We start from the raw sequence: 18,183 nt of genomic DNA, 5'->3' as shown, positions 1-18,183 counted from the left end.
CTAGTCGTTGTTTTGTCTTTTTTTGGCACGAATGTACATCCACCAAGCTAATCCAACTAAAACCACAAACGGAAGAATATTTCCAATCCAAACGCCAATTAGGTAGCCGTTATCGGGAGCATTTTGAATTTTTTCGTCGATGTTTGTTTGTTGAAAAAGAGAAATTAGAAACATAATTTATTTTTTAAATTCATTTAACGCTTTTTTGGTGAAATCGGATAGCACTAACTTTCCCGAAATTGCAGCACGTTCATAAAGCAATTCGTCCCAATGTTCTGTGTTTTCCCAAAGAACTTTTTTTATTTCGGATAAAGCTTCTGGATTGTAGGTTGCTAATTTTTGTGCAAATGCAGTTGTGTTTTCGCTCAATTCTTCCTGATTTTCAAATACGTTGGCGTATAATCCTTTTTCTTTTGCCCAAGTTGCCGATTTCCAATCAGTTGGATTTAGGGTTAATTCAGTTGTAGCGTTTTGTCCTATTCTTCGCGAAACGGCTGGTTCTATTACAAATGGTCCAATTCCGATAGCAATTTCAGAAAGTTTAATCGACGCATCTTGATGTGCAAAAGCATAATCGCAAGCTGATGCTAAACCAACGCCACCGCCAACAGCTTTTCCGTGAATTTTCCCGATGATGATTTTGGAACACTTTCGCATGGCATTAATAACGTTGGCAAATCCTGAAAAGAATTTTTTTCCAGTTTCAAAGTCGTTGATGGAAAGTAGTTCGTCAAAAGATGCTCCGGCGCAAAATGTTTTCCCAGTACTTTGAAGAATAATTACGGATACCTTATTATTATGGTGTAAATTTTGCAATTCATCAGTAAGTTTTTGTAATAGTTCGCTCGGAAATGAATTACTCGCTGGATGACTAAATGTTATGGTTGCAATATTGTTTTCGATTTGAACTTCGATTGATCCATTGGAATTTTCGGCAGACATAGTGAAAATGTATTTGATGTAAAGATAAGAAATCTAAAAAAAGATTATTTCATAATTTCGTATTTGTTTTTATAAAATGATATATTTGCTTAATAATTTTTGGGGATGTAGCTCAGTTGGCTAGAGTGCTTGACTGGCAGTCAAGAGGTCGTGGGTTCGAGCCCCATCTTCTCCACGTTTCAAAAAGTCGTCTTGTTCAAAAAACGAGACGGCTTTTTTATTTTTTATCCAAATTGGATATTCCTTTAAATTATTCTTTGATTGACTTCTTCATTCATTCATTCTAAAAAAACAATCAAATCTTTCATCATAATTTTTCAAAGCCGATTCGAAAACCCACTTTAGATTCGATTTAAGACCACTTTATTTTTTAGACTCCCGATACTCGACAACAAAAAAATCAAGTCAGAAACACACGAAAAAACACCTATACGAGTCAAATTTTGACACAAAAAAGAAAAAACTCAAAAATCATTCACTCGTATTTGAATATCATTCACTATCAAATGAGTGCATTCTACCATAAACACCTGATTTCATAAGGCTTAAGAAGCATATCCTTTTTAGTTTTACATCGTGAAAGTGTCCTACTTGCCTCAAATCGATTAACAAGGAACACACTGAAACAGAAAGTTAAACACAAACTATAAAGTCTCAAATTATGAAAAAATTAGTATCAACATTCGGATTATTAGCATTATTGTTAGTAGTTACGTCATTTACAACTCCAATTGAAACAGGTGGAAAAAAACCAGTAGTAGCTGATTACACTACAGGTGGAAAAAAACCAGTAGTAGCTGATTACACTACAGGTGGAAAAAAACCAGTAGTAGCTGATTATACTACAGGTGGAAAAAAACCAATAGTAGCTGACTAATAAAAAACTTCTATAATATAATTACATTTGCAATATAAATTAAAGCCATCTTCAAGAGATGGCTTTTTTAATTGTCTTTTACTATATTTGAGAAATTTTTTTAATTTGAAAAAATATTTCTATTTTTTATTCTTTTCCCTCTTACCATTTGGTTGTAAAGACACTAATGGAAAAAAACCAATTGAAATAACCACAAATGATAGCTCTTCTATCTATTTAAATAAAGCACAAAATAAGAATACAAAAATTGCTGATAAGTTAAAATACTATAAAAAGTCTTTTACTATTTTAAAAAATCAAGAGAACGATTCAATAACAAGGAGTAAACTATTTGAATTAACAAAAGAATTATACAAAAATAATTTCGAAAGAGAATTTTTAAGTTCTGTCAATTTATTAACTAAGCTAGCTACAAAATCAAAAGATAGTTTTTATTTAGCGCAAGCTTACAGAAGCAAAGGTAGTTTTTATAAACACCAAGCAACTAAAGATAGTGCCTTTATCTATTATACTGAAGCTGAAAAAATTTTAAAAAAAATTAAACACAAAGAAGGACTTTCATTAGTTCTTATAAACAAGAGTTTAATACAATTTGATACTGGCGATTATACTGGCGCTGATAGAACATTGAACAATGCCTATTTGATTTCAAAAAAAAATAACGAAATCGATAATTTATATGCGATTTCCGTTATGATGGGTTTAACTTCGTTAGAAACAAAAGATTTCGACAAAGCAATACAATATTTTAATTACGGATTAGAAATTGTTAGTAAAAACAACAATATTATAGGTGAATTCAATAAAGAAACTTGTTTAAACAACATTGGGTTATCATACCAAAGAAAAGCAGAACAGAAAAAATCTGTTGAAGATTATAAAAAATCCATCGAGTATTTTAAATCTGCTTTAAAAAACAAATCCATTAGAACAGAAGATCCTGAACTTTATAATTTACTAACGGATAATCTTGGTTACTCCTATTTAAAAACTGAAAATCTAGATCAGGCATTAGCCCTTTTTTTAGAATCTTTAAAAATTAGAGAAGAATTAAATTATCCTAATCAAATTGTATTAAGTAAAGTTCATCTTTCGGAATATTATCGACAAGTAAATGATACTGCTAAATCTAAAAAATACATCTTTGAAGCTTTATCATTAGCCAAAAAAGAAAAAGCATATCGAGACTATTTAAACGCACTTAAACAAGCATCGATTATTGACGTTCAAAACGCTTCCACTTATTCTAAAGAATATATTCGATTAAGTGATAGTATTCGCAATGTTGAAATTTTATCCCAGGAAAAATTTGCACGTATTCAGCTTGAAACCGACGAAATCATCAAAGAAAAAGATATTCTAGAAGACAAAAACAGAAGTCTTTTATATACTTTTATTGGCGTAGTTTTTTTATTATCGATGCTATTTGTTGTTAGAGCACAACGCGCAAGAACCAAAGAATTAATGTTCAAGCAAGCACAACAACGAGCTAACGAAGAAATATACAATTTATTAATGGCGCAACAAGACGTTATTGACCAAAGTAGAGAAATTGAAAAAAAGAAAATTGCCCGCGATCTTCACGATGGAATTTTAAGCCGAATGTTTGGCGCAAGACTAAATCTAGACAGTATTAATCATTTGGACGATCCAGAATCTGTAAAGAAAAGATTAGAATATCTAAATGAGTTAAAAGAAATCGAACAAGACATTCGTGAAATTTCGCATGACCTAAGTCGTGAAAAACAAGATTTAATTAATAACTTTGTTTCCATTACAACTAATTTATTTGAAGAACAAACTGCAACTCACTCGGCAAAGCTGACTTATTTTATGGACAGTTCAATCAAATGGGATTTAGTTAAAAATAATATTAAAATAAACGTTTTCAGAATTTTACAAGAAGGATTACAAAACATCAATAAATACGCAAAAGCCAAAACTATTTCTGTAAACTTTAGAAAAGAAAACAACGAATTGCACATTTCTATCGAAGATGATGGAATTGGGTTTGATGTATCCAAGAAAAGTAAAGGAATTGGAATGCAAAATATGATTTCTCGTGCCATTGATTGCAACGGAAAGCTAGACATCAATTCAAGTAAAGAAAACGGCACAAAAATCACTCTTAATATACCTTTAGAATAAAAAAATATGGACAGCAAAAATCCCGTTAATGTATTAATCGTAGATGATCATCCGTTTATTATTCAAGCATATAAAAACGCATTGAATAAATACAGCGAACAAGGTATAGAATTCAATGTAACCCAAGCCAACGATTGTAAGACAGGTTATGAGTTAATTACTGACGAAAACAACGACTTTCATTTAGCAATGTTCGATGTTAGTATGCCCGAATATGCTGAAAAAAACATTCATTCTGGTGAAGATTTAGCAAAGCTAATGACCGAAAGAATGCCTGAATGCCGAATTATTCTGCTAACGATGCACGTTGAATTTGACAAAATAAATTCCATCATCAAAAACGTAAATCCAAACGGATTGGTTATTAAAAACGACATTACTTTCAACGAATTGATTTTTGCTTTAGACAAAATTCTAAAAAACGAGAAATATTACAGCCAAACTGTTGTAACGATGTTTGGACAATCAGATTTTAATATTTTAGAACTTGATTCGCTCGACAAACAAATTTTAGTTCATCTTTCTAACGGATTTGAATCACAACAAATCACGCGACACGTTCCGCTAAAAGTTGACATTATCGAGTTTAGAATTGAGCGTTTAAAAGAGCTTTTCAATATAAAAGGCGCGACTCACATCGAATTAGTAAAATTAGCCCGATTAAGAGGAATTATTTAGATTGCTGAAAATCTATTCTTCCAAAGCATTCCAACCACGAGCTTTCAGTGGAATTTTGGCATTTGCTCTCGTAATTAAATGCGAACTTTCCTCTTCTTTTACAATATGACCAACAACCGTAAAATTTGGATTGGCTTTTATTTTGTCAAAATCATCCAAAGCAATGGTAAACAATAATTCATAATCTTCGCCGCCATTAATTGCAATCGTAGTAGAATCGATATTAAATTCTTCGCAAACATTAATAAACTGAGGATCAACCGGAATTTTTTCTTCATATAAATTACACCCAACTTTACTTTGCTTACAAATATGAAGTATTTCAGATGATAATCCGTCCGAAACATCAATCATCGACGTTGGTTTTACATTTAATTGCTCCAAAAGTTCTCTAACATCTGTTCGAGCTTCAGGTTTTAATTGACGTTCAATAAGATAAGTATAAGCATCTAAATCGGGTTGATTATTTGGATTTACTTGAAAAACTTGCTTTTCACGTTCCAAAACCTGCAAACCCATATAAGCCGAACCTAAATCTCCAGTTACAATCAACAAATCGCCTTCTTTTGCACCATTTCTGTACACAATTTCATCTTCATTAGCTTCGCCAATTGCTGTAACCGAAATAATCAAACCTTTTTGAGACGAAGTTGTATCGCCACCAATAACATCGATATTATATACTTTTGCCGCCAAAGTTATTCCGTCAAAAAGTTCTTCTAAAGCTTCCAACGGAAAACGATTAGAAACCGCAACAGAAACGGTTATCTGAGTTGGTTTAGCATTCATTGCACAAATATCAGAAAGATTGACTACTACTGCTTTGTAACCCAAATGTCGCAACGGCATATAAGCCAAATCAAAATGAACTCCTTCAATTAATAAATCCGTAGAAACGACTGCTTTTTTTGATCCAAAATCCAAAACAGCGGCATCATCACCAATACTTTTTAGTGTTGAAGCGTGTTTTACATCAAAATTTTTGGTCAAATGGTCAATCAATCCAAATTCACCTAGTTGTGACAATTGTGTTCGTTGCGGCGTTTTATCTTCTAACATATTGTTTAATTTCAAGGCAACAAAGGTACAAAGGATTTTTGGCACTAAAAATTTAATTAAAAATTGATTATTACTTGTTATATTTGGAAATAATGTAACTTTTTACACAAAACCGTAACCAATAGTGATAAATAATCTTTAAAAAACTATAATCACCAAAATATGAAACTTCAAATATCCAATTTAACAAAAACGTATTCCAATGGCGTTAAAGCATTAGACAATCTCAATCTTGAAATAGGAACTGGAATGTTCGGACTTCTTGGTCCAAATGGTGCCGGAAAATCATCATTAATGCGAACAATTGCTACCTTACAAAAACCTGATTCAGGAAGTATTTCTTTTGATGAAATCAATGTTTTGGAAGATCAAAATGCTTTACGAAAAGTTTTAGGTTATTTGCCTCAAGAATTTGGCGTTTATCCCAATATGTCAGCAGAACGTTTATTGGATTATTTTGCGCAGCTAAAAGGTATTTCTTCATCAGCTGACCGAAAAGCTATTGTAAAAGAAGTACTTGAAGTAACCAATCTTTGGGATGTTCGTAAAAAAAATGTTAGCGGTTATTCCGGCGGAATGAAACAACGTTTTGGAATTGCACAATTGCTTTTAAACAATCCAAAACTGATTATTGTTGACGAACCAACCGCTGGATTGGATCCGGCAGAAAGACATCGCTTTTTGAATGTTTTACGTGAAATTGGAACCAATCATACTGTAATTTTTTCCACTCACATTGTGGATGACGTAAAAGAACTTTGTAATGATTTGGCAATTTTAAATGGAGGAAAAATCCTTTATCGTGGAACGCCAACGGAAGCAACCAAAGAATTGGAAGGAAAAATTTGGATGCGAATTGTAGAACGCGACGAATTAGAAAGATTTGAGAAAGAATTCAATATTATTTCTTCCAATTACAATCAAGACAATACACTTAACATCAGAGTTTTTAGTGAAACTAAACCCGACGAAACTTTTGTTCCTGCAACGCCACATTTGGAAGATGTTTATTTTGTAACCCTAAAAAAAGATAACTAATTATGTTTTCTACCATATTTTCATTTGAATTTAAAAGATGGTTTAGAAACCTTTCTTTTTATATCTACTTTGCGGTTCTTTTTGTGTTTTCATTTTTTATGATGGCCGGAGCTGTTGGTTATTTTGATAGTTTTACGGTTACAACCTCATCAAATACTATAGCAAATTCACCTTTAGCCATCAACGGAATGATTGCCGGAATGTCGCAATTGGTTTATTTTATTGTACCAACAATCATTGGCGCAACGGTTTATCGGGATTTTAAATACAATATGCATACGGTATTGTTTTCTTATCCATTTAATAAGTTAAGCTATTTATTGAGCAAGTTTTTAAGCGGATTAACCATCACAATTATCATTACGTTTTCAGTTGGATTAGGATTCTTATTTGCTACCGTTTTGCCATTTGCCAATCAAGATATTTTAGGTCCAATTAATCTTTGGTCCTATTTTCAGGCTTATATCATTTTTGTAGTTCCTAATATCATTTTTGCCGGAGTAATCATTTTTGCATTGGTTACACTTACTCGAAATGTTTACATCGGATTTATTTTTGTGATTGTTCTTTTCCTTTTGCAAGCGTTGATAAGCAATCTTACCAACAACATGGAGAATTTATATGCTGCGGCATTAATTGAACCTTTTGGTGGCGATGCTTTGAATTATGTTACCAAATATTGGACAATTGAAGAACAAAATACGCTCGATCTTCCTTTTGCAGATGTAATTATTTACAACCGATTGATTTGGCTTGGTGTTTCGGTATTGGTTTTTATCGGTTTGTATTTTAGTTTTTCTTTTACTCATTCGCCACTTACACTAGCCAAAAAGAAAAAAGCAGAACGCGTTGTAAAAAACAACTTTGGAAGTATTATCAAAATCAATTTACCAAAAGTACAACACGATTATTCATTTTTGCAAAACCTAAAAACCTCATGGAATTTATCCAATTTTGAGTTTAAATCGATTACTAAAAACTGGGTTTTCATTTCGGTTATAGCTATTTTGATGCTATTTATTATAATTTCAGGTTTTACGCTTGGACAAGAACTTTATGGAACGTTGACCTATCCTGTTACCTGGAAAGTAATCGAAGCTATTGGTGGAAATGTTGACTTTTTTAGCAAAATATTGATTTATCTTTTTGCTGGAGTTTTATTGCAACAATCAGCTAGCAGCAGAATGAACTTATTGGTAGATTCTACACCAATTCCAAACTGGACATTACTTTTATCTAAGTTTTTGGCTTTAGTGAAAATGACGTTGCTAATTATGGGAATTGGTATCATTTCGTGTGTTTTAGTTCAAATATATCATGGATTTTTCGATTTTGATTTCCCGCAATACATCAAAGAATTCTTTGGTTTCAAAATGGTAATTTCCATCATTTTAATATTTTTCGCATTATTCATTCAATCGTTGTTCAAAAATTATTTGGCTGGATTTTTTGCCATTTTAGCTATTCTTTTGGCTTGGAACTCATTAGGTTTTATGGGAATTGAGCAACCTTATTTCTTCTTCAACTCAGGTTCAAGTTACAGTTATTCGGACATGAATGGCTTTGGTAACATCAACAATTTTATTGCCTATAAAATCTATTGGATGTTGTTTGGATTTGTTCTTTTTGGATTAACGCTTTTGTTTTGGAGAAGAGGAATTTTATCAGGAATAAAAGAAAGACTTCGCAATGTTGCTGCCCGATTTAAAGCACCAATCGCTATTCCGGTAACTGTATCTTTATTGGCATTTTTATTTTTAGGTTATAGCTTTTACAGAGAAAACACGAAGAAAGAAGTTTACTATTCCAGCCAAGAAAGAGAAGTTCAAAGTGCTGATTTTGAGAAAAAATATAAAAAATTTGAACATTATCCGCAACCAAGAATTGTTGATGCTAATGTAACAATGGAAATTTTCCCAAAAGAGCGAAACTACAAAGCAACGGTGAAATATATCATGGTCAACAAAACCAACAAACCTATTGATTCGTTGTTTATAAACTATGGAAAAAACCTGAAAGAAATCAAATTTGAAACTTCAAACAAGTTGGTTTCCAAAGATACCGTAATGGATTTTGACATTTATAAATTAGACAAACCATTACAACCCAAAGACACGTTGAAAGTTTCTTTTATTGTTCAAAACGAAGAGAATTCGTTCTTAAAAGATCGTTCGCCAGTTATAGAAAACGGTACATTCTTGAACAATGGTATTTTCCCAAGTTTTGGTTATCCAGAATCGGTAGAACTTTTTGATAATGATGTTCGAAAAAAATACAATCTGAAACCAAAAGAGCGAATGCCATTGCCAAATGACAGTATTGCAAGACAGAATACTTATATTTCTAACGAAGCCGATTGGATTACATTTGAAACCATTGTCAGCACTTCGGATGATCAAACGGCAATTGCGCCAGGATATTTGCAAAAACAATGGAAAAAAGACGGCAGAAACTATTTCCATTATAAAATGGATCGACCAATGTTGAATTTCTATGCGTTTAACTCGGGAAGATATGAAGTGAAAAGAGACAAATGGAACGATGTAAATCTTGAAATTTACTATCATAAAAACCATGCTTATAATTTGGACAGAATGATGGATGCGATGAAAAAATCATTGGCTTATTATTCTGAAAATTTTAGTCCATATCAGCACAAGCAAGCGAGAATCATTGAGTTTCCAAACATGATGGGAACATTTGCACAATCGTTTGCCAACACTATTCCTTTCTCTGAAGCCATTGGTTTTATTGCCAAAGTTGACGAAGAAGATCCAGATGCTGTAGATTATCCATTCTCTGTAGTTTCTCACGAAATTGCACATCAATGGTGGGCACATCAAGTAATTGGAGCGAATGTTCAAGGTGCAACATTACTTTCTGAAAGTTTATCCGAATACAGTTCGTTGAAAGTTTTAGAGCATAAATATGGAAAACCTCAAATGAGAAGATTTCTCAAAGATGCACTCGACGGTTATTTAAGAGGACGAACTTTTGAATGGAAAGAAGAAAAACCGTTGATGTATAATGAAAATCAACAATACATTCATTACAACAAAGGTTCATTGGTTTTATATGCATTAAGCGATTATATTGGCGAAAAAAACATGAACAATGCATTGAAAAAATATGTTCAAAAAGTAGCATTTCAAGAAGCTCCATATACCAATTCTATTGAATTAGTAAACGAATTAAGAGCTGCAACGCCAGATAGTTTGAAATACATTATCAATGATATGTTTGAAACCATTACTTTATATGATAATAAAGTAACCAAAGCAACTTCAAAAAAATTACCAAACGGGAAATATGAGGTAACTATCGAATTTGATGTAACCAAATACAAAGCCAACAAAGACGGAAAACGAATCTTTGCTGACCGAAACGGAAAAACGCTGAGAGCAACCAAAAAAGGTAAAAAATATGCTACTGAATCATATCCGTTGAGCGATTATATCGAAATCGGTGTTTTTGCCGAAGAAACTGTAAAAGGTAAAAAACGTGACAAAGAATTGTATTTGAAAAAAATAAAAATCACCGGAATTGAAAATAAAGTCAAAGTTATTGTCAACGAAAAACCGCTCGAAGTTGGCGTTGATCCATATAACAAATTGATTGACACCCAATCGGATGACAACCGAATGAAAATATAAAAAACTAAAACAGCCGAGAAAATTCTCGGCTGTTTTTTTTATCCAAAAAACCCAACAACTTTCATCATTGGGTTTTTACATTATACAATTCTACAATATACGTCTATTAATCATTCAACTTCAAAACAGCCATAAATGCTTCTTGAGGAATTTCTACGTTTCCAACTTGGCGCATGCGTTTTTTACCTTTTTTCTGTTTTTCTAGCAATTTACGTTTACGAGAAATATCTCCACCATAACATTTTGCAGTAACGTCTTTACGTAATGCTTTGATGGTTTCACGTGCAATAATTTTAGCACCAATTGCCGCCTGAATAGGAATATCAAATTGCTGTCTTGGGATTAATTCACGTAGTTTTTCACACATTTTTTTACCAATGTTATACGCATTGTCTTCGTGTATCAAAGCCGAAAGCGCATCAACCGATTGTGCATTCAATAAAACGTCTAATTTTACTAATTTGGAAGTTCTCATCCCAATTGGCGAGTAATCAAACGATGCATAACCTTTGGAAACTGTTTTTAATCTATCATAAAAATCGAATACAATTTCCGCCAAAGGCATATCAAAATTCAATTCTACTCTTTCGGTAGTCAAATAGGTTTGATTAGTAATAATTCCACGTTTTTCGATACACAAACTCATTACGTTACCCACGAAATCCGATTTGGTAATAATCGTTGCTTTGATATAAGGTTCTTCTACTCGATCTAATTTTGAAGGTTCAGGCAAATCCGATGGATTGTTTACCACAATAGCTGTATCGGGTTCTTTTTTGGTATAAGCCAAATAGGAAACGTTAGGAACAGTTGTGATTACTGTCATGTCAAATTCACGCTCCAAACGTTCTTGAATAATTTCCAAATGCAACATTCCAAGGAAACCACAACGGAAACCAAATCCAAGTGCAGCAGAACTTTCCGCTGCAAAAACTAACGAAGCATCGTTCAACTGCAATTTTTCCATCGACGCACGCAAATCCTCAAAATCTTCGGTGTCAACAGGATAAATTCCGGCAAAAACCATTGGTTTTACGTTTTCAAAACCAGTAATCATATTGGTTGTTGGTGTTTTGGCATCAGTAATCGTGTCACCAACTTTTACTTCTTTTGCTTCTTTAATTCCAGAGATTAAATAACCAACATCGCCTGTAGAAATTTTATCTTTTGGAACTTGATTTAATTTTAAAGTTCCCACTTCATCGGCAAAATATTCATTGCCGGTTGCCATGAATTTAATCTTTTGCCCTTTTTTAATTTCTCCGTTTTTCACACGGAAAATAACTTCAATGCCACGAAACGGATTATAATGCGAATCAAAAATCAAAGCTTGCAATGGTTCGTCAACATCACCTTTTGGTGCCGGAACTTTTTCAATAATCGCTTCCAAAATTTTATCCACACCAAAACCGGTTTTCCCCGAAGCATGAATAATATCTTCCAATTTACATCCTAATAAATCAATAATATCATCGCTTACTTCTTCGGGATTCGCACTTGGTAAATCTACTTTATTCAACACCGGAATAATTTCCAAGTCGTTTTCTAAAGCCAAATACAAATTGGAAATCGTTTGCGCCTGAATACTTTGTGCTGCATCTACAATCAAAAGCGCACCTTCACAAGCCGCAATCGAACGCGAAACTTCATAACTAAAATCCACGTGTCCAGGCGTATCAATAAGGTTCAAAATATATTTTTCGCCTTTATACATGTATTCCATTTGAATGGCGTGACTTTTTATGGTAATTCCACGTTCACGTTCCAAATCCATGTTATCAAGCAATTGCGCTTTTTCTTCACGAGCGGTAACCGTTTGTGTAGCTGCCAAAAGTCGATCGGCCAAAGTACTTTTCCCGTGGTCAATATGTGCAATGATGCAAAAATTTCTAATATTCTTCATTATTCAACTTCAATATCAAGTTCAAGATTCAATGCCAATTATAACAAGCATTTAATCGGCAAATATAAAGCAAAGTTTTGATTTATAAGTCTGAAACTTGAAACCTTAAACATGAAACTAACAAAATTTTGTACTTTTGCAGAAAATTTCATCAAAATGCCCAAAATAGGCAACATAGAATTACCTGATTTCCCGCTATTACTTGCGCCAATGGAAGACGTAAGCGATCCGCCATTTCGTAGATTGTGCAAACTTCACGGCGCCGATTTAATGTATTCGGAATTCATTTCGTCAGAAGGATTGATTCGTGATGCAGTAAAAAGCAAACAAAAGCTTGATATTTTCGATTACGAACGTCCAGTTGGTATTCAAATTTTTGGCGGCGATGAAGAAGCAATGGAAATGTCGTCTCGAATTGTTGATGCTGTTCAACCCGATTTAGTCGATATTAATTTTGGTTGTCCTGTGAAAAAAGTGGTGTGCAAAGGCGCAGGTGCAGGTGTTTTAAAAGATGTTGATTTGATGGTGCGCTTGACTAAAGCCGTTATTAAAGGAACAAATCTTCCGGTAACGGTAAAAACACGTTTGGGTTGGGACGAAAGTTCTATCAATATTGATGAAGTTGCTGAGCGTTTGCAAGATATTGGCGTTGCAGCCTTAACCGTTCATGCTCGAACACGCGCGCAAATGTACAAAGGTCATTCCGATTGGACGCATATAGAACGCGTAAAAAACAACCCTAGAATTACAATGCCAATCTTTGGAAATGGCGATATAGACTCTCCAGAAAAAGCATTAGAATATAAAAATCGTTTTGGTCTCGACGGAATGATGATTGGTCGAGCCGCGATTGGTTATCCGTGGATTTTTAACGAAATCAAACATTATTTTGCCACAGGCGAACATTTGGCAAAACCAACCATTGCCGACAGAGTTGAAGCCGCAAGAAATCATTTAACTTGGTCGATGGATTGGAAAGGCGAACGATTAGGAATTGTTGAAATGCGTCGTCATTACACCAATTATTTCAAAGGAATTTCCAATTTTAAAGAACACCGATTAAAACTAGTAACACTTGAAAATCCAGAAGAATTATTTAAAGCTTTGGAAGAAATTCAAGAAGTTTATGCTAATTATCAGGTTTTTTAGTTTTTAGTTTTTTCACACGAATTTCACGAATTTGCACAAATTCTGAGTGTGTGAAAAATTTCACGAAATTTAAAAAAACATAAAAATCACTTCGACGTTTTATGAGGTTCGTGAAATAAAAAGCGTAAAATTAATTCGTGTAAATTGGTGAAATTCGTGTAAAATTCTTATTCCAATAATTTCTTGGAAACACGACTACTAGCAATTAAACTTGCCAAAAACCCGAGAATAACGATTGTTACGAAAACAATTAATACATTTTTAAATCCAAAAATAACCGGATAAGGCAATGTTTTGGTAATCATAATTAGTTGGAATTTTTGTTGAATTAACACAACTATAATTCCTAAAACCAATCCAATAATTCCACCTAAAACGCTAAGCAACGTTCCTTGAAGCAGAAATATTTTTTTTAAATCTTGAATTTCCGAACCCAAATTAAACAACGTTTTCAAATTGGATTTTTTATCCAAAATCATCATTATCAAAGCTCCAATTAAATTGAAAAGCGCAATGATAATCACTAAAGTAAAGATTAAATACACCGCAATATTTTCGGTATTCAGCATTTTATATAACGTTGCGTTTTGTTGCGCACGATTTTTTACTTCGGTTTTTCCGTCAAAAATGGTATTTATTTTTTCGATGATTTTGCTTTCGCTAACTTCAGGTTTTGTTTTGATTTCAATCCCCGAGACTTGATTTGGTTCATATTCCAATAATTCTTGTGCCAAAGACAAATCACAAAAAACATATTTACTATCCAAATCTTCACTTACAGCATAAATCCCAACCGGAATCAACGCCGATTTATTAAAAGCTTCGGCTTCGCTTTCGATAACACCTTTTCCTTTTTTGGGCACATAAACCTCAAACGGATTATTGAAATCAAAAAGCCCTAACGATAATTTCTCCGAAATTCCATAACCAACAACCACTTGATACGTGTCTTTTCTCAACCATTGACCATTAAAAAGATTATCGGCAACAAGATTAGTTTTAGTAAAATTCTCGTCAACACCTTTTAAATAAGTTACTTGTTCTTTTCCATCAAAATAAAAAAGCACTCGTTCCTCAATCACTTTACTATACGAAACAACGCCTTCAATTTTCTTGATTTCGTTCTCCTGATTTGCAGAAATATAAAATGATTTCCCCGAAACAGGATTTACCTTCAAATCAGGATCAAAATCATTAGAAAAAGACAAACTAAAATCCCGCAAACCACTAAAAACCGACAAAACCACAAACAAAGCCATCGTACCCACAATAATTCCCACCGAAGCAATTCCGGTAATAATATTGATAGCATTATTTTTACTCTTACTAAAAAGGTAGCGTTTGGCTATGTAAAGCGGAAAATTCAACTTAAAATTTCTTGCGTTTTTCTAAAAGTTCTCTATTTTCAATAGGATTTTCTTTGCCCGACAAAGCATTATCAATCTTTTCAATATAATCCAATGAATCATCAATATAAAAAGCCAAATTCGGAACTTTTCTCAACTGAAGCTTCACGCGCTGCGCCAAATCATGTTTAATCAACGGCGCATTCGTTTTCACAGCTTCCAGCAAATCCTTAGCTTTATCCTGTGGAAAAACACTCAAATATACCTTCGCAATAGATAAATCAGTCGTCACACTCACTTTTGAAACCGAAATTACCAAGTTTGTAATTCCATTTTTACGCACTTCACCTTGCAGAATATCTACCAAATCCTTTTGAAGCACACTGCCAATTTTTTTCTGTCTATTCGTTTCCATCGTGCAAAAATACAATTTTAAAGTTTCATAATCTTTAGGAGCGAAACTTTTGGCAAATTTATAAACCCTTTTCCCGCTTTTCGTTACAATAACTTTGTCAAAGTTTCTAACTTTGACAAAATTGATTTCCACTACAATCGGGGCTAAAGAAAAAACCATAGCCAATTTGTAAACTTTGCGAAAAACTTTGCGAACTTTGCGGTTAAAGAAAAAATCATGAGAAAAATAGAACATATAGGAATAGCCGTAAAAAACTTAGAAACTTCCAATTTACTTTTTGAAAAACTATTCGGAAATCCACCATACAAAGAAGAAGAAGTTGCCAGCGAAGGCGTAAAAACGTCTTTTTTCATGAACGGACCAAACAAAATCGAACTCCTCGAAGCCACAAATGAATATAGTCCAATAGCAAAATTCATAGAAAAAAAAGGCGAAGGCATTCACCATATCGCTTTTGACGTTGAAAATATAATATCCGAAATAGAACGATTAAAAAAAGAAGGCTTCACCGTTTTAAACGAAATTCCAAAAAAAGGCGCCGACAATAAACTCGTTGCATTCTTGCATCCAAAAGGTACAAATGGCGTGTTAATTGAACTTTGCCAAGAAATACAATAAAAATAGTTGCAACGAAAAAAAAATAATAGTAATATTGCAACCTCAAATAAAGCAACTGCTGTGTTTGAGTTTTACTGATTAAAAAATCAGTAAAAAATGGTCCTATAGCTCAGTTGGTTAGAGCACCTGACTCATAATCAGGTGGTCCTTGGTTCGAGCCCAAGTGGGACCACAAAAAAAGACTTCAAAATTGAAGTCTTTTTTTTTATAAAATTATTTTTTTTGTAAAAAATTACTTAATCATAAAAGCTGTTTTTCAACTTCAAATAAACTTTGTAAGTTTAACATTTCATTAATTTTATCGATAATATCGTCAATTAATTTTTCAGATTGGATTTTTTTTATACTTTTACCGCCATGAGATTTGTCCCAAATAAATTTACACTGACTTTTGCAGCGCTTTTTTTGTTGCCTTATATCGTCATTGGCGGACCAACAACGCCACCGCCACCGCCACAAGGAACACCTCCTGGACCACCGGGAACACCTATTGATAGCGGGATTTTTGTATTGTTACTAATCTCATTAGCTTTTGGAGTTTACAAAATTTACACCTTAAATAAACAAAAAGCGTCTAGTTGAACTAGACGCTTTTTTATTTCAAAATTCAAGAATTTTGCAAATATAATCTTGAAACATACTTACCAATTACATCAAATTCTAAGTTAATTTTAGTACCTATTGTAAAATCTTTAAAATTTGTATGTTCAAAAGTATAGGGAATTATTGCCACGCTAAATTCATCATCTTTTGAATTTAAAACGGTTAAACTAACACCATTTATTGTTATCGAACCTTTTTCTATAGTTATATTGTTCAATTTTCTATCATATTTAAAAGTAAAATACCAACTTCCATTAGCTTCTTCTATAGAAATACATTCACCTGTTTGATCAACATGACCTTGAACGATATGACCATCAAGTCTATCACCAAGTTTCATCGCTCGTTCAAGATTTACAATATTACCAACTTTCCACTCAGCTAAATTGGTTTTTAAAATCGTTTCCTTAATTGCTGTAACTGTATATTCATCGCCTGAAATTGCTACAACCGTCAAACAAACACCATTGTGCGCAACACTTTGATCAATTTTCAACTCATTGGTTATTGAAGAAGTTATTGTGATGTGAAGATTATCTCCTTCTTTTTGAATATCTTTTATAATTCCGAGGGTTTCAATAATTCCTGTAAACATTGTCTTTTATTTTACTAAATTTGCACCTCAAAATTAGCGATAAATAACGTGCCTTTCTTATGAAAAAAGCAGAAAATATAATTGTAGGGATTTCAGTTGGAGATTTGAATGGAATTGGGAGTGAAATTATTCTTAAAACATTTGAAGATACTAGAATGTTAGAATTGTGTACACCTGTAATTTTTGCTAATGTAAAAATCCTTTCGTTCATCAAAAAAAACCTTGAATTAACGGCACAACTTCACGGAATTGACAAACTTGACCAAATTGTTATTGGAAAAATAAATGTTCTAAACGTTTGGCGAGAAGGCGTTGATTTGAATTTTGGTAAAAACGATGATAACGTTGGGAAGTATGCCATAAAATCATTTTTTGCGGCAACAAAAGCATTAAAAGAAGGTCAAATTGACGTTTTAGTCACAGCTCCAATAAACAAATACAACATCCAATCGGAAGATTTTAAATTCCCTGGACATACTGATTATCTTGATAAAGAACTGGAAGGCGATGCATTAATGCTTATGGTTCAAGATAATTTAAGAGTAGGTTTAATGACCGATCACATTCCAGTAAACGAAGTTGCCAAAAAACTAACCGAAGAGTTAATCATCAAAAAAATCAACGTTATTCATCAAACATTGGTTCAGGATTTTAGCATAAATAAACCAAAAATTGCGGTTTTAGCGCTAAATCCTCATGCTGGTGATAATGGAGTTATTGGAAATGAAGACGACAAAGTTTTGAAACCAACCATTAAAAAACTATTTGACAAAGGAAAATTGGTTTTTGGTCCATTTCCAGCCGATGGTTTTTTTGGTAGCGGTCAATATGAAAAATACGATGCCATTATAGCAACCTATCATGACCAAGGATTAATTCCATTCAAAACATTATCGTTTGGTAATGGCGTAAATTATACCGCTGGTTTGAATAAAATAAGAACTTCGCCCGATCACGGAACTGCATTTGACATTGCAGGAAAAGGAATCGCCGACCATAATTCGTTTAGAGAAGCTGTTTATTTAGCAATTGATGTCTATAATTCAAGATTATCACACCAAGAAATCAGTAAAAACCCCTTAAAAACAAAGGAAAAGCAATTATAAACAAAAAAATGTTGATAAGATTATTGGAATTGCAATAATTTTATATCTTTGCA

At 33.0% G+C, this 18,183-nt stretch carries 16 protein-coding genes and 2 tRNA genes; 11 read left to right on the top strand and 7 right to left on the bottom strand.

Going from position 1 to position 18,183, the window contains the following annotated elements; genetic code table 11:
* The gene (locus G6042_RS11685) at positions 1 to 174 is read right to left on the bottom strand and encodes a hypothetical protein (RefSeq protein WP_169524610.1); all 174 of its coding nucleotides are present in this window, start codon (positions 172 to 174) and stop codon (positions 1 to 3) included.
* Positions 175 to 177: 3 nt separating this feature from the next.
* Positions 178 to 942 carry an enoyl-CoA hydratase/isomerase family protein gene (locus G6042_RS11680; RefSeq protein ID WP_169524609.1) on the bottom strand — a complete coding sequence of 255 codons (765 nt, stop codon included), beginning with the start codon at positions 940 to 942 and terminating at the stop codon, positions 178 to 180.
* Between the two features lie 101 nt (positions 943 to 1,043).
* Between G6042_RS11680 and G6042_RS11675 the strand changes: the two genes are divergently transcribed.
* From G6042_RS11675 to G6042_RS11660, 4 genes are all read left to right on the top strand, one after another.
* A tRNA-Ala gene (locus G6042_RS11675) sits at positions 1,044 to 1,117 on the top strand.
* A 486-nt stretch (positions 1,118 to 1,603) separates the two neighbouring features.
* On the top strand, positions 1,604 to 1,819 hold the full coding sequence (locus G6042_RS11670) for a hypothetical protein (RefSeq protein WP_169524608.1): 216 nt from the start codon (positions 1,604 to 1,606) through the stop codon (positions 1,817 to 1,819).
* 105 nt (positions 1,820 to 1,924) lie between these two features.
* Positions 1,925 to 3,967, top strand: coding sequence for a tetratricopeptide repeat-containing sensor histidine kinase (locus G6042_RS11665; RefSeq protein ID WP_169524607.1), 2,043 nt, complete (start codon positions 1,925 to 1,927; stop codon positions 3,965 to 3,967).
* 6 nt (positions 3,968 to 3,973) lie between these two features.
* Positions 3,974 to 4,645, top strand: coding sequence for a response regulator (locus G6042_RS11660; protein ID WP_169524606.1), 672 nt, complete (start codon positions 3,974 to 3,976; stop codon positions 4,643 to 4,645).
* A 12-nt stretch (positions 4,646 to 4,657) separates the two neighbouring features.
* Here G6042_RS11660 and thiL read toward each other — a convergent pair whose 3' ends face one another.
* The gene (gene thiL, locus G6042_RS11655; protein ID WP_169524605.1) at positions 4,658 to 5,704 is read right to left on the bottom strand and encodes a thiamine-phosphate kinase; all 1,047 of its coding nucleotides are present in this window, start codon (positions 5,702 to 5,704) and stop codon (positions 4,658 to 4,660) included.
* A gap of 162 nt (positions 5,705 to 5,866) precedes the next feature.
* On the opposite strand from thiL, the gene G6042_RS11650 reads away from it, so the two are divergent.
* Entirely contained in the window at positions 5,867 to 6,742 is an 876-nt protein-coding gene (locus G6042_RS11650; RefSeq protein WP_169524604.1) for an ABC transporter ATP-binding protein, read from the top strand.
* 2 nt (positions 6,743 to 6,744) lie between these two features.
* A complete protein-coding gene (locus tag G6042_RS11645) occupies positions 6,745 to 10,395 on the top strand; it encodes an ABC transporter permease/M1 family aminopeptidase (protein WP_169524603.1) in 3,651 nt (1,216 codons plus the stop codon).
* Positions 10,396 to 10,501: 106 nt separating this feature from the next.
* Here the strand turns inward: G6042_RS11645 and lepA are convergent, their stop codons facing one another.
* A complete protein-coding gene (gene lepA, locus G6042_RS11640) occupies positions 10,502 to 12,298 on the bottom strand; it encodes a translation elongation factor 4 (protein WP_169524602.1) in 1,797 nt (598 codons plus the stop codon).
* Positions 12,299 to 12,454: 156 nt separating this feature from the next.
* Between lepA and dusB the strand changes: the two genes are divergently transcribed.
* Positions 12,455 to 13,447, top strand: coding sequence for a tRNA dihydrouridine synthase DusB (gene dusB, locus G6042_RS11635; RefSeq protein ID WP_169524734.1), 993 nt, complete (start codon positions 12,455 to 12,457; stop codon positions 13,445 to 13,447).
* Between the two features lie 167 nt (positions 13,448 to 13,614).
* Here dusB and G6042_RS11630 read toward each other — a convergent pair whose 3' ends face one another.
* Positions 13,615 to 14,814, bottom strand: coding sequence for an ABC transporter permease (locus tag G6042_RS11630; RefSeq protein WP_169524601.1), 1,200 nt, complete (start codon positions 14,812 to 14,814; stop codon positions 13,615 to 13,617).
* Between the two features lies 1 nt (position 14,815).
* Entirely contained in the window at positions 14,816 to 15,208 is a 393-nt protein-coding gene (gene rbfA, locus G6042_RS11625; protein WP_169524600.1) for a 30S ribosome-binding factor RbfA, read from the bottom strand.
* A 216-nt stretch (positions 15,209 to 15,424) separates the two neighbouring features.
* Here rbfA and mce point away from each other — a divergent pair, with 216 nt between their 5' ends.
* The 3 genes from mce (at position 15,425) to G6042_RS11610 (ending at position 16,408) form a co-directional block, all read left to right on the top strand.
* Positions 15,425 to 15,826 carry a methylmalonyl-CoA epimerase gene (gene mce, locus G6042_RS11620; protein WP_169524599.1) on the top strand — a complete coding sequence of 134 codons (402 nt, stop codon included), beginning with the start codon at positions 15,425 to 15,427 and terminating at the stop codon, positions 15,824 to 15,826.
* A gap of 98 nt (positions 15,827 to 15,924) precedes the next feature.
* Positions 15,925 to 15,998 (top strand) — tRNA-Ile (locus G6042_RS11615).
* Between the two features lie 185 nt (positions 15,999 to 16,183).
* Positions 16,184 to 16,408 (top strand): PID-CTERM protein-sorting domain-containing protein, encoded by a 225-nt coding sequence (locus tag G6042_RS11610; protein ID WP_169524598.1) that lies wholly within the window; start codon positions 16,184 to 16,186, stop codon positions 16,406 to 16,408.
* Positions 16,409 to 16,433: 25 nt separating this feature from the next.
* Here the strand turns inward: G6042_RS11610 and G6042_RS11605 are convergent, their stop codons facing one another.
* Positions 16,434 to 17,024, bottom strand: a complete 591-nt coding sequence (locus G6042_RS11605) for a riboflavin synthase (RefSeq protein ID WP_169524597.1) — start codon at positions 17,022 to 17,024, stop codon at positions 16,434 to 16,436.
* A gap of 59 nt (positions 17,025 to 17,083) precedes the next feature.
* Between G6042_RS11605 and pdxA the strand changes: the two genes are divergently transcribed.
* Positions 17,084 to 18,130: a 4-hydroxythreonine-4-phosphate dehydrogenase PdxA gene (gene pdxA / locus G6042_RS11600; RefSeq protein WP_169524596.1), complete on the top strand. Its 1,047-nt coding sequence runs from the start codon at positions 17,084 to 17,086 to the stop codon at positions 18,128 to 18,130.
* Positions 18,131 to 18,183 lie beyond the last annotated feature (53 nt).

Origin of the sequence: Flavobacterium solisilvae (assembly GCF_012911605.1) — a bacterium.
GTDB lineage: Bacteria > Bacteroidota > Bacteroidia > Flavobacteriales > Flavobacteriaceae > Flavobacterium > Flavobacterium solisilvae.
The sequence above is the reverse complement of the archived record's forward strand: the minus strand, read 5'-3'. Positions and strand labels throughout refer to the sequence as shown.